General features: G+C 71.6%; 9 protein-coding genes. 5 read left to right on the forward strand and 4 right to left on the reverse strand.

Annotated elements, in window-relative coordinates; translation table 11 throughout:
- Nucleotides 1–223 precede the first annotated feature (223 nt).
- The 4 genes from ACQZOG_RS07545 (at nucleotide 224) to ACQZOG_RS07560 (ending at nucleotide 9536) form a co-directional block, all read left to right on the forward strand.
- Nucleotides 224–1915 carry a glycoside hydrolase family 13 protein gene (locus ACQZOG_RS07545; RefSeq protein WP_033272884.1) on the forward strand — a complete coding sequence of 564 codons (1692 nt, stop codon included), beginning with the start codon at nucleotides 224–226 and terminating at the stop codon, nucleotides 1913–1915.
- Between the two features lie 171 nt (nucleotides 1916–2086).
- The gene (locus tag ACQZOG_RS07550; protein ID WP_193467562.1) at nucleotides 2087–3460 is read left to right on the forward strand and encodes an alpha-amylase; all 1374 of its coding nucleotides are present in this window, start codon (nucleotides 2087–2089) and stop codon (nucleotides 3458–3460) included.
- 252 nt (nucleotides 3461–3712) lie between these two features.
- Nucleotides 3713–9121: a pullulanase-type alpha-1,6-glucosidase gene (gene pulA, locus ACQZOG_RS07555; protein WP_430741389.1), complete on the forward strand. Its 5409-nt coding sequence runs from the start codon at nucleotides 3713–3715 to the stop codon at nucleotides 9119–9121.
- Nucleotides 9122–9176: 55 nt separating this feature from the next.
- On the forward strand, nucleotides 9177–9536 hold the full coding sequence (locus tag ACQZOG_RS07560; protein WP_430741390.1) for a 5-carboxymethyl-2-hydroxymuconate Delta-isomerase: 360 nt from the start codon (nucleotides 9177–9179) through the stop codon (nucleotides 9534–9536).
- Nucleotides 9537–9539: 3 nt separating this feature from the next.
- Here ACQZOG_RS07560 and ACQZOG_RS07565 read toward each other — a convergent pair whose 3' ends face one another.
- From ACQZOG_RS07565 to ACQZOG_RS07575, 3 genes are all read right to left on the reverse strand, one after another.
- Nucleotides 9540–9986, reverse strand: a complete 447-nt coding sequence (locus tag ACQZOG_RS07565) for a hypothetical protein (RefSeq protein ID WP_037639178.1) — start codon at nucleotides 9984–9986, stop codon at nucleotides 9540–9542.
- Nucleotides 9983–10678: a TetR/AcrR family transcriptional regulator gene (locus tag ACQZOG_RS07570; protein ID WP_078492802.1), complete on the reverse strand. Its 696-nt coding sequence runs from the start codon at nucleotides 10676–10678 to the stop codon at nucleotides 9983–9985. Before ACQZOG_RS07570 ends, ACQZOG_RS07565 begins: the two co-directional genes overlap by 4 nt.
- A 64-nt stretch (nucleotides 10679–10742) precedes the next feature.
- The gene (locus ACQZOG_RS07575) at nucleotides 10743–12665 is read right to left on the reverse strand and encodes a hypothetical protein (RefSeq protein ID WP_430741391.1); all 1923 of its coding nucleotides are present in this window, start codon (nucleotides 12663–12665) and stop codon (nucleotides 10743–10745) included.
- A 190-nt stretch (nucleotides 12666–12855) separates the two neighbouring features.
- Between ACQZOG_RS07575 and ACQZOG_RS07580 the strand changes: the two genes are divergently transcribed.
- Entirely contained in the window at nucleotides 12856–13287 is a 432-nt protein-coding gene (locus ACQZOG_RS07580; protein WP_033272890.1) for a hypothetical protein, read from the forward strand.
- A 96-nt stretch (nucleotides 13288–13383) separates the two neighbouring features.
- Here the strand turns inward: ACQZOG_RS07580 and ACQZOG_RS07585 are convergent, their stop codons facing one another.
- The gene (locus ACQZOG_RS07585) at nucleotides 13384–14880 is read right to left on the reverse strand and encodes a DUF1996 domain-containing protein (RefSeq protein WP_430741392.1); all 1497 of its coding nucleotides are present in this window, start codon (nucleotides 14878–14880) and stop codon (nucleotides 13384–13386) included.
- Nucleotides 14881–14932 lie beyond the last annotated feature (52 nt).

Consider the following 14932-nt stretch of genomic DNA (forward strand, 5'->3'; position numbering starts at 1 on the left):
GGGGGACTTCTGCCGTCGGCCGGCTGCGGCGTTCGTCGTGGCTGGTCGCGCCCACGCGGCGGAGCCGCACATCGACAGAGCCCCGCGCCCCTTAGGGGGCGCTGCCCCTCCCTGGGTCCGAGGCGGTCGCGTGGCCATCCGACCCCGCTGTCATCGCGGCCGCCTCGTCTTTTCGACCCCGCCCCCACTCCGCTTTCACGCCCGAACTCGTATCAAGGACGACATGAGCCAGCACTCCGCCGCCCCGGCCCCGACCCCCACGACCGACTCGGCCGTCGCCACCGTCGCGCGGCGCCGTGACTGGTGGCGGGACGCGGTGATCTACCAGGTGTACCCGCGCAGCTTCGCCGACAGCAACGGCGACGGCATGGGCGACCTGGAAGGCATCCGCTCCCGTCTGCCGTACCTGCGCGACCTCGGTGTGGACGCCGTCTGGCTGAGCCCCTTCTACGCATCGCCGCAGGCCGACGCCGGTTACGACGTCGCCGACTATCGCGCCGTCGACCCGATGTTCGGCACCCTGCTCGACGCGGACGCGCTGATCCGTGACGCCCACGCGCTGGGCCTGCGGATCATCGTGGACCTGGTGCCCAACCACTCCTCCGACCAGCACGAGTGGTTCAAGCGCGCCCTCGCGGAGGGTCCCGGTTCGCCGCTGCGGGAGCGCTACCACTTCCGCCCCGGCAAGGGCGAGAACGGCGAACTGCCGCCCAACGACTGGGAGTCGATCTTCGGCGGCCCGGCCTGGACCCGGGTCACCGAGCCCGACGGCACCCCCGGCGAGTGGTACCTGCACCTCTTCGCGCCCGAGCAGCCCGACTTCAACTGGGAGCACCCGGCGGTCGGCGACGAGTTCCGCTCCATCCTGCGCTTCTGGCTGGACATGGGTGTGGACGGCTTCCGCATCGACGTGGCCCACGGCATGGTGAAGGCCGAGGGCCTGCCGGACCTGGGTTCGCACGACGAGCTGCGGATGCTGGGCAACGATGTCACCCCGTTCTTCGACCAGGACGGCGTGCACGACATCTACCGGCAGTGGCGGCTCATCCTCGACGAGTACAGCGGTGAGCGGATCTTCGTCGCCGAGGCGTGGACGCCGACCGTCGAGCGCACCGCCAACTACGTCCGCCCGGACGAGCTGCACCAGGCGTTCAACTTCCAGTACCTGGCGACCCACTGGGACGCGGCCGAGCTGCGCGAGGTCGTCGACCGGACCCTGGACTCGATGCGCCCGGTGGGGGCCCCGGCCACCTGGGTGCTGTCCAACCACGACGTCACCCGGCACGCCACCCGCTTCGCCAACCCGGCCGGCCTGGGCACCCAGATCCGCGAGGCCGGCGACCGTGAGCTGGGCCTGCGCCGGGCCCGCGCGGCGACCCTGCTGATGCTGGCGCTGCCCGGCTCGGCCTACGTCTACCAGGGCGAGGAGCTGGGCCTGCCGGACGTCGTCGACCTGCCGGACGAGGTGCGCCAGGACCCGGCGTACTTCCGGGGCGCGGGCCAGGACGGCTACCGCGACGGCTGCCGGGTGCCGATCCCGTGGACCCGCGAGGGCTCCTCGTACGGCTTCGGCGACGGCGGCAGCTGGCTGCCGCAGCCGGAGGGCTGGGGCGAGCTGAGCGTCGAGGCGCAGACCGGGGTGCCCGGCTCCACGCTGGAGCTGTACCGCTCGGCGCTCGCCGTGCGCCGCGAGCAGGCGGACCTGGGCGCGGGCGACGCGGTGGAGTGGCTGTCGGCGCCCGAGGGCGTGCTGGCCTTCCGGCGAGGGGACTTCGTGTGCGTCGCCAACACCACGGGAGCCCCGGTGACCGTGCCCGCCCACGGACGGGTGCTGATCGCCAGCGGAGAGGTGGAGGAGACGGGCGGCGAGGCCGTGGTCGCGGCCGACACCACCGTGTGGTGGACGACGGCCTGACGGTCGTACGCCTCGCAACTTTTTTCCTTCAAGTTGGTACGGCCCGCTGCCCTTTCGGGTTGCGGGCCTCTAACATCTGCGTTGCCGCAAGGTTGCTGAACTTTTCTGCAAGAAGCTTCAACCACCCTGTGGCGGTACTCCCCACACCCTTCGATGAAGAAGGATCCCCACATGGCACGCAGAACCCTCGCCGGGATCGCCGCCCTCGCGGCCGCCTCGGCTGTCATGACCCCGACAGTGGCTGAGGCGTCCCCGCCCGGCTCCAAGGACGTCACGGCCGTCCTCTTCGAATGGAACTTCGCCTCCGTCGCCCGCGAGTGCACCACCACCCTCGGCCCCGCGGGCTACGGATACGTGCAGGTCTCCCCGCCCGCCGAGCACATACAAGGTTCGCAGTGGTGGGCCTCGTACCAGCCGGTGAGCTACAAGATCGCCGGACGTCTGGGCGACCGCACCGCCTTCAAGAACATGGTGGACACGTGTCACGCGGCCGGGGTGAAGGTCGTCGCCGACACCGTCATCAACCACATGTCCGCCGGCAGCGGCACGGGCACCGGCGGCTCGTCGTACACGAAGTACGACTACCCGGGCCTTTACTCGTCCTACGACTTCGACAACTGCACGTCGGAGATCAACAACTACGGCGACCGCTGGAACGTCCAGAACTGCGAACTGGTCGGCCTGTCCGACCTCGACACCGGCGAAGAGTACGTCCGCAAGACCATCGCCGGGTACATGAACGACCTGCTCTCCCTCGGTGTGGACGGCTTCCGCATCGACGCGGCCAAGCACATCCCGGCCGCCGACCTGGCCAACATCAAGTCCCGCCTGAACAACCCCTCCGCCTACTGGAAGCAGGAGGTCATCTACGGCGCCGGCGAGGCCGTCCAGCCCGGCGAGTACACCGGCACCGGAGACGTCCAGGAGTTCCGCTACGCCTACGACCTCAAGCGGGTCTTCAACAACGAGAACCTCGCCTACCTGAAGAACTACGGCGAGGACTGGGGCTACCTGAAGAGCGGCTCCGCCGGAGTCTTCGTCGACAACCACGACACCGAGCGCAACGGCTCCACGCTCAGCTACAAGGACAACGCCAACTACACCCTGGCCAACGTGTTCATGCTGGCCTGGCCCTACGGCGCCCCGGACATCAACTCCGGCTACGAGTTCACGAACCACGACGCCGGACCGCCCAACGGCGGGCGCGTGGACGCCTGCTGGCAGAGCGGCTGGAAGTGCCAGCACAACTGGCCGGAGATCAGGTCGATGGTCGGCTTCCGCAACGCCACCCGCGGCCAGGCCGTCACCGACTGGTGGGACAACGGCGGCGACGCCATCGCCTTCGGCCGGGGCAGCAAGGGCTTCGTGGCGATCAACCACGAGTCCGGCTCCCTGGCCCGCACCTACCAGACCTCCCTCCCGGCAGGCACGTACTGCGACGTGCAGAGCAACAAGCCGGTGACGGTGGACGGTTCGGGCCGGCTCACCGCGACCCTCGGCGGCAACACCGCCCTCGCGGTGTACGCGGGCAAGAGCAGTTGCTGAAGCACTGACTGAGACGTCCGGCGGCCCGTCCCGCGGCCGCCGGACGTCGGCGTGCCCTCCTCGGCCGCCGGACTCGTCCGCCCCTGCCCGGAAAGCTCCCGCTGGAAGTTCTTGCCGACGCTTTCACGGCTATTGCTGTAAGGCTTTCAACGACGGTACCGTCACGCCGACGCTCCGGTGATGTGGCCGAAACAGGCCCCGCCGGGGTGTGGGGTCGGACCCAATGAGCCGTAAGCGCAAGGAGTTCACGCCTTGATACCCAGATGGCCCGCGCCCCCGGGGCGCCGCACCGCGCGGGGCCGCCGCGTCGCCGCCGTCACGGTGGCCGCGCTCGCCGCGGCACTCGTGCAGCCGGTCGCCGCCCGAGCCGCCACCCCGCCCGCGCCCCCCTCGGACGCGAAGCTCGCCTCCTCCCCGGCGCGCCACGACCTGACGCGGGAGCAGTTCTACTTCGTCCTGCCGGACCGCTTCGCCAACGGCGACCCGAAGAACGACCGCGGCGGACTGACCGGTTCGCGCCTCGCCCACGGGTACGACCCCACCGACAAGGGCTTCTACCAGGGTGGTGACCTCAAGGGCCTCACCCAGAAGCTCGACTACATCAAGGGGCTCGGCACCACCGCCATCTGGATGGCGCCGATCTTCAAGAACCAGCCCGTGCAGGGCACCGGCGAGGACGCCTCCGCCGGCTACCACGGGTACTGGATCACCGACTTCACCCAGGTCGACCCGCACTTCGGCACCAACAAGGACCTCGAGACCCTCATCGACAAGGCCCACGCCAAGGGCATGAAGGTCTTCTTCGACGTCATCACCAACCACACCGCCGACGTCGTCGACTACGAGGAGAAGTCCTACGACTACCTCTCCAAGGGCGCCTTCCCGTACCTGACGAAGGACGGCGTGCCCTTCGACGACTCCGACTACGCCGACGGCTCGAAGAAGTTCCCGCGCGTGGACGCCGGCACCTTCCCGCGCACCCCCGTGGTGCCCGCGGCGAAGAAGCGGCTGAAGGTGCCGTCCTGGCTCAACGACCCGGCGATGTACCACAACCGCGGCGACTCCACCTTCGCCGGCGAGTCCGCCGAGTACGGCGACTTCTCCGGCCTCGACGACCTGTGGACCGAGCGTCCCGAGGTCGTCGACGGCATGGAGAAGATCTACCAGCGGTGGGTGAAGGACTTCGACATCGACGGCTTCCGGATCGACACCGTGAAGCACGTCAACATGGAGTTCTGGACCCAGTGGGCCACCGCCCTCGACGCCTACGCGGCGAAGCGCGGCCGGGACGACTTCTTCATGTTCGGCGAGGTGTACTCCTCCGACACGAACGTCACCGCCCCCTACGTCACACAGGGCCGGCTCGACGCCACCCTCGACTTCCCCTTCCAGGAGGCGGCCCGCACGTACGCCTCCCAGAGCGGCAGTGCCAAGAAGCTCGCCTCGGTCTTCGGTGACGACTACAAGTACACGACCGACAAGGCCAACGCGTACGAGCAGGTCACCTTCCTCGGCAACCACGACATGGGCCGCATCGGGACGTTCCTGAAGCAGGACAACCCGGAGGCGTCCGACGCGGAGCTGCTGAAGCGGGACATGCTCGCCAACGAGCTGATGTTCCTCAGCCGCGGCAACCCCGTCGTCTACTACGGCGACGAGCAGGGCTTCACCGGCGCCGGCGGCGACAAGGACGCCCGCCAGACCCTCTTCGCCTCCCGCACCGCCGACTACCTCGACGACGACCTGATCGGCACCGGCCGCACCCACGCCGAGGACACCTACGACACCCGCTCCCCGCTCTACCGGCAGATCAGCGCCCTCGCCAAGCTCCGCAAGGCACACCCCGCGCTGACCGACGGCGTCCAGCAGGAGCGGTACGCCGACGACGGCCCGGGCGTCTACGCCTTCTCGCGCACCGCCACCGGCAAGGACACCACCGAGTACGTCGTCGCCTTCAACAACGCCGCCGAGGCGAAGAAGGCCACCTTCGCGACCGGCTCCGCCCGGATGACGTTCAAGGGCATCCACGGCACCGACGCGACCGTGCGCAGCGACGCGGACAGGAAGATCACCGTCTCCGTCCCGGCCCGCTCCGCGATCGTCCTCAAGGCCGCCGCCCCGCTCGGCAAGCCCGCGGCGAAGCCCACGCTCACCCTGAAGGCCCCCGAGTCGGGCGCCACCGGCACCGTCGAGGTCACCGCCGACGTCCAGGGCGGTCAGCTCAACCGCGTCGTCTTCGCCGCCCAGACCGGCAACGGCACGTGGCAGACGCTCGGCTCCGCCGACCACGCCCCCTACAAGGTCACCCACACCGTCGGCACGGACGTCCCGGCCGGCACCGCCCTGCGCTACAAGGCCGTCGTGATCGACTCGGCCGGCCGTACCGCGAGCGCCCTCGCCTCTTCCACGACCGGCACCCCGCCCGCCGAGGAGGAGCCCACCGCCGCCTCCCGTGACTACGCGATCGTCCACTACCAGCGTCCCGACGGCGACTACGACGACTGGAGCCTGTACGCCTGGGGCGACCTCGCGGACGGCGAGGCCACCGAGTGGCCGGCGGGCCACGCCTTCACCGGCCGCGACGCCTACGGCGCCTTCGCCTGGGTCAAGCTGAAGCCGGGCGCCTCCGACGTCGGTTTCCTGGTGGTCGACAAGGACGGCGACAAGGACGTCGCCACCGACCGCACCATCGACGTCACCCGCACCGGCGAGGTCTGGATCAAGCAGGGCGACGACACCGTCACCACTGAGCGGCCCGAGTACCCGGCGCAGGACACCACCAAGGCCGTCCTGCACTACCACCGCGCCGACGGCGACTACGACGGCTGGGGGCTGCACACCTGGACCGGTGCCGCGCACCCCACCGACTGGTCGAAGCCCCTGGAGCCGGTGAAGACTGACTCCTATGGCGCTGTCTTCGAGGTGCCGCTCGCCGAGGGTGCCACCAGCCTCAGCTACATCCTCCACAAGGGCGACGAGAAGGACCTCCCGACCGACCAGTCGCTCGACCTCAAGGCGAACGGCCACGAGGTGTGGCTGGTGAGCGGGCAGGAGAAGTACCTGCTGCCGCAGCCCGCCGGGTCCGCGGCCGCCCTCGACCTGGCCGCCTCCAAGGCGGTCTGGATCGACCGCTCCACCCTCGTCTGGGACGGCTCCGCCGCTGCCGCCTCCACCCAGCTCCTCGCCTCCCGCACCGGCGCGGTCGCGGTCAGGGACGGCAAGCTGGACACCGGCGACGCCCGCTGGATCCGCCTGAACAAGTCGGCTCTCACCGACGCGCAGAAGGCGGAGTTCCCCCACCTCGCCGACGGCACCGCCTGGACCGTCGACCCACGTGACCGTGACCAGGTGCGCGAGGCCCTGCGCGGCCAGGTCGTCGCCACCCAGCGCGCCGCCAACGGTGCGGTGCTCGCCGCCACCGGCGTGCAGATCGCGGGCGTCCTCGACGACCTCTACGCCGCCGGCGCGACCAAGGCGCGGCTCGGCCCGGTGTTCCAGAACAACCGGCCCACCCTGTCCGTGTGGGCGCCGACCGCGCGGAAGGTCGCCCTGGAGCTCGACGGCCGTACGGTCGCCATGCGCCGCGACGACGCCACCGGCGTCTGGTCCGTCACCGGCCCAGCCTCCTGGAAGGGCAAGGAGTACCGGTACGCGGTGACCGTGTGGGCGCCCGCCGCGGGTGAGCTCGTCACCAACAAGGTCACCGACCCGTACGCGACCGCCCTCACCACCGACTCCGAGCGCAGCCTCGTCGTCGACCTGGCCGACCGGTCCCTCCGGCCGCGCGGCTGGGACGGCTACACCAAGCCGAAGGCGGTGCCGCTGAAGGACGCGCAGATCCAGGAGTTGCACATCCGCGACTTCTCCGTCGAGGACCGCACGGCGAAGCACCGCGGCACCTACCTGGCGTTCACCGACAAGGACAGCGACGGCAGCAGGCACCTGCGCGAGCTGGCGCGGGCCGGCACCTCGTACGTGCACCTCCTGCCCGCGTTCGACATCGCCACCATCCCCGAGAAGAAGTCCGACCAGGCGACCGTCGACTGCGACCTGGCTTCCTACCCGGCCGACTCCGAGAAGCAGCAGGAGTGCGTCGCGAAGGCCGCCGGCAAGGACGCCTACAACTGGGGGTACGACCCTTACCACTACACGGTCCCCGAGGGCTCCTACGCCACCGACCCGGACGGCACCGCCCGCACGGTCGAGTTCCGCCAGATGGTGAAGGCGCTCAACGAGGACGGCCTGCGCGTGGTGATGGACGTGGTCTACAACCACACCGCCGCCCACGGCCAGGCGAAGACCTCCGTCCTCGACCGCATCGTCCCCGGCTACTACCAGCGGCTGCTCGCCGACGGCTCCGTCGCCAACAGCACCTGCTGCTCCAACACGGCGCCCGAAAACGCCATGATGGGCAAGCTCGTCGTCGACTCCATCGTCACCTGGGCCAAGGAGTACAAGGTCGACGGCTTCCGCTTCGACCTCATGGGGCACCACCCGAAGGAGAACATCCTCGCCGTCCGCAAAGCCCTCGACGCCCTCACCCTGAAGAAGGACGGCGTCGACGGCAAGAAGATCATCCTGTACGGCGAGGGCTGGAACTTCGGCGAGATCGCCGACGACGCCCGCTTCGAGCAGGCCACGCAGCAGAACATGGCCGGCACCGGCATCGCCACCTTCTCCGACCGGGCCCGTGACGCCGTGCGCGGCGGCGGCCCCTTCGACGAGGACCCCGGCGTGCAGGGTTTCGCCTCCGGCCTCTACACCGACCCCAACTCCTCGTCGGCCAACGGCACCCCGGCCGAGCAGAAGGCCCGGCTGCTGCACTACCAGGACCTCATCAAGGTGGGCCTGAGCGGCAACCTCGCCGACTACACCTTCACCGACACCAGCGGCAAGGAGGTCAAGGGCTCCCAGGTCGACTACAACGGCGCCCCCGCCGGCTACGCGGCCGCCCCCGGCGACGCCCTCGCCTACGCGGACGCGCACGACAACGAGTCGCTGTTCGACGCGCTCGCCTTCAAGCTGCCGAAGGACACCCCGGCCGCGGACCGCGCGCGCATGCAGGTCCTCGCCATGGCGACCGCCGCCCTCTCGCAGGGCCCGGCGCTCTCCCAGGCGGGCACCGACCTGCTGCGCTCCAAGTCCCTGGACCGCAACTCCTACGACAGCGGCGACTGGTTCAACGCCATCCACTGGAACTGCGCGGACGGCAACGGCATGGGCCGCGGTCTGCCGCCGGCCGCCGACAACAAGGACAAGTGGCCGTACGCCGAGCCGCTGCTCGGCTCGGTGACGGTGGGCTGCCCGCAGATCGAGGGCGCCTCGGCGGCCTACCGGGACCTGCTGCGGATCCGCACGACGGAGAAGGCGTTCTCCCTCGGCACGGCGGACCAGGTGCAGTCCCGGCTGTCCTTCCCGCTGTCCGGGAAGGACGAGACGCCCGGCGTCATCACCATGAAGCTGGGCGGCCTGGTCGTGGTCTTCAACGCCACGCCCGAGCGGCAGCAGCAGCGCGTCGCCGCGCTCGCCGGGACGGACCACCGCCTGCACCCGGTGCAGGCCAAGGGCGGGGACGCGGTCGTGAAGACCTCGTCCTACGCGAAGGCGACCGGCACGTTCACCGTCCCGGCCCGCACGGTGGCGGTGTTCACCGCCGGATGACCGGCTGACCGGCTGCGGCTAGGGTGGGCCCTCCTGACCTGCACCAGGAGGGCCCATGCCGCAGATCACCGTCGACTACTCGGACAACCTGGCGGACGGTTTCGACCGGCCCGCCTTCGCGCGGGACCTGCACTCCGCCGTCGTGGACATCGCGGCGGCGAAACCGCCCGCGTGCAAGACGCGGTTCCGGCGCACCGAGAACCCGGTGGTCGGTCCGGACAGCGAGGGACACGCGCTGGTGCACGTGCACATCGCCCTCCTCGCCGGCCGCACGGACGAGACCAAGTCCCGTCTCACCGAGGCGGTCCTCGACCTGCTGAGGCAGTACGTCAAGCCCGCCGACGGCCGTACGCTGCACGCCTCCGCCGAGGTCCGCGACCTCGACCCGTCCTACCGGAAGTTCGAGGGCGAGTAGCCCTCAGTACAGGTCGGGGCGGCCCAGCCACGACGGCAGCACGGGCACGCCGTCCTCGTCCCGCTCCGCGAGCTGCTCCGGGGTCGGGCGAGGAGGCGGGGGCGGTGCTGCCTCGGTGGGCTCCGGGGCGGGCGGCTCCTCGGCGACGGGCTCCGGCTCACGCGGCGCGGCGGAGTCCTCCAGCAGCTCCGCCACCGTGAACCGGGTGAGGAACGACCTCCACGCCCCGTCGACGACGAGCAGGAAGCCGTCGCCGTCCCTGAGCAGACGGCGCCGGTCGTGGTTGAAGGGGTGGGCGGGCACGTACGCCCGCGCCCGTCGCTCCAGCTCCGCGAGCGCCTCCTCGCGGCTCCCCTCGACGTGTGCCACCACGGTGGCCTCCGTGTGCTTGCGTTCCCCGGAGCCCACGGTCGTCTCGACGACCAGCCCCCAGGTGGCCGGCGCGGTCACTCCTGCGCCAGGGAGATCATCCGGGCGGCGAGGTCGGTGAACGGGCCGTCGCCCGGTTCCTGCTTGACCAGTCCCCGCAGCAGCGTGGCGAGTTCCTCGTCGCGGGTCGCGGCGACCGCGGCCAGGGCCGCGAAGTCCTGCACCAGCTTGGCCTCCAGCTCCTCGCGCGGCACCCGCCGCCCGTCCAGCCAGATCAGCGCCGTCGACTCCACGAGCGAGATCCAGGAGCGCACGACCACCTCCAGCCGCGCCGGCGCCGGGCCCACCACGCCCATGTGCGCCAGCATCTGCTCGTACGCGGCCTGACGCACCGAGTCCACCAGCGCGTTGGTGGTGGAGGAGCCCACGGCGGGGCCGCCGCGCATCAGGGCGGAGAAACCGGGGCCGTGCTCCTCCACGAAGTCGAAGAAGCGTGCCATCACCCGCCGCAGCCGCGAGCCCAGCGGGCCCTCGTGCGGCTCGGCGAACCGGGACGCCAGATCCTCCGCGGCACGCCGCAACGCCGCCTCGTACAGGCTCAGTTTGCCGGGGAAGTAGTGGTAGACGAGCGGGCGCGAGATGCCCGCCCGGGACGCTATCTCGTCGATCGAGACCTCGTCCGGGGAACGCTTGCTGAACAGTTCGAGAGCCACGCCGATCAACTGCTGCCGGCGCTCCTCGACTCCCATCCTCCGACGCACCCCGGTACTCATGCGAACACCTTACCGATCGATTCCGGCCTCCCACGGGCCGGACCGGACACCGGTGTTCCCCGGATCACCGCAGCCCGCCGACCGACCCCCCGTCCTCAAGTGTGCCCTCGAGGTCGGCCCGCGCACCCTTCTCGGCGCGCACCGACAGCAGCCGGTCCTTCGCCCTGCCCTCGACGCCGCCGGTCGCCTCCACGGACTCCACCCCGTCGCTGCCGGCCGCGAGCAGGTACCAGGTGCCACCGGCGGACTTCCACAACACCCCGGCCAGCACGTCAGGTTGCCGGGTCCCGCAGGCGGGCACGTCCTCCGCGCGGGCCGCGACCGCCCCGTACCGCGCGCCCGGGGAGTGGAACTGCGCCAGCACCCGCGCCCCCGTGCCCCGCCAGGTCTCCCCGCGCGTGCACAGCCACCGGGCCCGCCCGTCGCCGTCGGGCAGCGGCTGCTCCGCGTACGCCCAGGCGTTGACGCCGCGCACGCCCGCCGACCGCATCGCCGCCAGCGAGCAGGCGTACGGCTGCCAGGTGCGCCGTGCCTTCTCGCCGGACACGTCCTTCACCTCGCCCGGACGGCCGGTGGTCAGCCGCGCCGGGACCAGCTCGCCGAGGTCGGTCAGCAGCCGGGTGCCGGTGCCGTCGGTCAGCTCCAGCGTGTTCCACGTCGTGCACGGCTCCCGCCCCTGCTCCGAGACGAACGGCCCGGTCACCCCGTCCTCCAGGGGCAGCTCCCGCGCGTCGTCGTCCGGCTCGCGCAGGTCCCGCTCGCCCGCCTCCCGCACCCAGGGGGCGAGCAGGAAGCGGACGTTGCCGTCCGAGCGGCTCAGCACCACCGCGCTCGCCCCGGCCCGCCCGGCCCCGTCGACCCGCGCCAGGTCCAGGGCGGCGCCCCGGGCGCCCTCCTCCGGCTCGGCGTACCGGGCGAGACGCCAGCCGTCGTACAGGACCACCACGCGCGCGGCGTCCACCGTGCCCGCGTACAGCAGGTGCGGCGGACCGGCGGGCCCGCCCGTGGGGGTGCCCGGGGTGGCCGACGAGGTGACGCCCTCACCGGGCCGGGCCCACACGGCGAGCGCACGGCGCAGCAGCGCGCGGTCCCCGGTGAGCGCGCCGCGCGCCGGCCACACCGAGAAGTCCGTACGCTCCGACGTCCTCCACACCGAGTCCGGTACCCGGGTCAGCTTCGCGGGGTCCAGCGCGGCCTGCGCGGCGGGGTTGCCCGCGTACGGGGGAGCGGCCGGGCCGTCGGCGCCCCAGCCGTCCCCGGGCAGCGACAGCAGCGCCCCGCACACCGCGAGCGCCGCCGCCCCGACCACACCGGCCTTCAGATGCCGCCGGCGGCGCAGCAGGTCCGTCGGCCGGGCCTGCAGCGCACACGGGTCGAACTCGGGGGACTCGAGCAGCCGGTACGGGTCGGGGATGCCGTCGGCCTCCGCGAGCGCGGCGTCCGGGTCCGCGACGCCCGCGCCGTCCAGCACCCGGCGCACGTCGGTGTCCGGCAGCCGCTCCAGACCGCGCAGGGCGTGCGCGGCACGGGCCGGTCCGGACAGCGCCGACAGCCGCTGGTCCAGTGCCAGTTCGTCCGCGCCGCCCGGCCGCGGGAACACCGTCAGGCCCCACACCTGCGGCAGCAGCGGCGGCAGCTGGGAGCGCTTCGGCAGACCCCGGCGGCGCAGCGGCAGGCCCGCCTCCAGCGCCGACCGCACCACCTGGAGCCGCACCAGCGCGTAGCCCGGGTCGCCGTCCCGGCCGGCGCTCTGCGCGGGGATCAGCGGCGCGTCGGACCGCCCCCGGGGGAGCGCCCGCTGGACCAGGGCGTGCGCGGTGAGCACCCGCCGGGTGCGGCTCATACGGGACGGCAGCACCAGGTAGGCGAGGCGCACGAGCCGCGGATAGTGCTCGACGAGGGCGGCCTCGGCCTGTTCGACGTCCACGGCCTGACCGGCCGGGGAGGAGAGCGCGGGGGACTGGGCGGCGGCATCCTGTGACTGCACGTTCAGCTGAACGAGCGAACGGGGCGATGGTCACCTGACACCCGCGCCCTTCCGGCCACCGTCCCCGGACCCGGCACGGTGATTGAGCGCCCGGCGCGCCGCAGCCGTATCGAAGGGCGAGGGCCCCGTGCCGGGGCTCCGAGCGGCATGTCGCCGCCCCACGATGTCGCCGTCAAGACCGGAGGAACACATGAGGGTGACCCGACCGAAGCTCGCGCTGACCTGCGCGGTGGCGGCCCTGGCGCTGGCGGGCTGCGGGTCCGGCGGCCACGGGGAGCACGCGGTGCCGCCCACCGCCACCGGCAGCCTGGAGAAGCTGGCCGCCGAGGCGAAGTGCGACCCCGACATGCAGACCGACGCCGACACCATCCGGCAGGCGCTGTGCGGGAAGGGCGACGAGAAGTACGTCCTCGCCACCTTCTCCACCGACCGCGGCCAGCGCGAGTGGCTCAACACGGCGAAGGACTACGGCGGTTACTACCTCGTCGGCCGCAAGTGGGTCGCCGTGGGCGAGGAGAGGACCGTCGAGGCGCTGCGGGCGACGCTCGGCGGCGACCTGGAGGAGGGCTCCGAGCACATGAACCCCGGCGGCAGCCACAACAAGGGCGGCCACCACGGCTGAGCCGCTCTCGCGCCCGGCACGGCGAAGGCCGGCGGTGGGAATTCCCACCGCCGGCCTTCGCCCTTCTCCCTCGGTTCCCTCAGCGGGCTCCGCGCTCTACTGGCAGTCCTGGCCGCTGTTGATGCACTGGACCATCTCGTTCATCAGGTTCTCGTCGAAGAAGTTGATGAAGTCGTTGTGGTCGGTGATCGGCTTGTGCAGCTGCTCCGGGAAGGTGTCCACCGCGTACGGATTCACCAGCTGCCCGTTGTCGGCCTGCGGCGCCGGGATGTTGTCGTACACCAGGCGGACCTGGAGCTGCGGGATGGCCTGGAAGCCGTTCGGGCAGCTGCCGTCCTCGCCGACGAAGGCGACGTGCGTGCGGTGGTTGGCGCTGTCGGTGTTCTGGCCGTCCCAGCAGCTCTGGAAGCTGGACGTCCGGACCACGCCGCTGCCCTCGGGGCAGATCGGGTACTTGTCCGTCACCTGACGGTCCTCGAATCCGGTGCAGCTCCACGCGGTGTTGGCGTTGCCCAGGCCGTTGGTGAAGGCCTTGGCGTCACCGGTGATGATGCGCAGCGCCCGCGGCATCGCGACGACCTCGCTGGTGCGGTTGCCGACGAACTTCAGGTTCACCTCGGTGGGCGCGACGATCTTGCCCACGTTGCCGTCCTGGCCGCCGCCCGGCTGGTCCTGGTCGATGTCCTGCGTACCGTCCTGGATCCGCAGCACGGGCCAGAAGTACGACGACCGGTCGCCCTGGTTCTGGCAGCTCGTGTCGCCGCCCGCCAGGTCCTCGTCGCTCGCGAAGGCGGTGTTGGCCTGGTTGCCGACGTAGTCGTGCTGGTGCTGGGCGCCGTTGCTGACGCCGGGCGCCACGATCACGTTGTCCGAGTTGCGCAGCGCGTTCTCGTTGGTGCCGCAGACGGTGGTGAAGCTGCCGGTCGAGCCGGTGTCACCGTTGGCGGCAAGGCCGTTGGGCAGGTTGCGGGTGCCCGGCTGGACGTCCTCGATGCGGATGAAGTCGTCCGCCACCGGGCCGTTGCCGGCCTGACCGCCGTTGTCCTGGCCACCGCCGTTGTCCTGGCCTCCGCCGTCCTGGTTCCCGCCGTCCTGGCCTCCGCCGTTCATACCGCCGGCGGGCTGATCGGCGGGGACGCCCTGGCAGCGGGCGAAGCGGCCGAGGTCGCGTCCCTGGCCGCCGGCCCGCTCGATGTTGATGTTGATGCGGTCCAGGGTGGCCCGGCGCTTGTCCTTCAGCGGACCGAGGATGGCGTTGTCGACGTAGCTCGCGTCGCCCGCCTGCGCCTGACGCGTCTCGGCGAGGCGCGAGTACGCCTCCGTGATCTGGCGGTCGAGCCGGGCCAGTTCACGCGCGACGCCCCAGCGCGCCTTGCGGGGCACCTTGGTCAGCTTCTGGCCGACGTCCGGACAGTTGATCGTGGCGACCCGGGCCTGCCCCGACTTGGTGGCGTTGTGCCCCCCGTTCTTCTCGTGCGCCGAGGCGTAGAAGTTGGCCCAGACCAGACCGCCCCCACCGATCGCCAGGGCCGCCGCCCCGGCTATCACCTTGGTGGCCAGCGGTGTACGGCGTTTTCTCGTGTTGCGTCCCATGGAACTCCTCTGACTTCCTTGCGGGGCATCCCTGTGCGGGGCATCGAGGCGC

This window comes from Streptomyces sp. P13-3-3, from assembly GCF_050571355.1.
Taxonomy (GTDB): Bacteria; Actinomycetota; Actinomycetes; order Streptomycetales; family Streptomycetaceae; genus Streptomyces; species Streptomyces althioticus.

Coding starts and splice junctions, on each gene's coding strand:
- ACQZOG_RS07570 (WP_078492802.1), bottom strand. CDS start 10,678: ATGAGTACCGGGGTGCGTCGGAGGATGGGAGTCGAGGAGCGCCGGCAG.
- ACQZOG_RS07585 (WP_430741392.1), bottom strand. CDS start 14,880: ATGGGACGCAACACGAGAAAACGCCGTACACCGCTGGCCACCAAGGTG.
- ACQZOG_RS07550 (WP_193467562.1), top strand. CDS start 2,087: ATGGCACGCAGAACCCTCGCCGGGATCGCCGCCCTCGCGGCCGCCTCG.
- ACQZOG_RS07580 (WP_033272890.1), top strand. CDS start 12,856: ATGAGGGTGACCCGACCGAAGCTCGCGCTGACCTGCGCGGTGGCGGCC.
- ACQZOG_RS07545 (WP_033272884.1), top strand. CDS start 224: ATGAGCCAGCACTCCGCCGCCCCGGCCCCGACCCCCACGACCGACTCG.
- ACQZOG_RS07560 (WP_430741390.1), top strand. CDS start 9,177: ATGCCGCAGATCACCGTCGACTACTCGGACAACCTGGCGGACGGTTTC.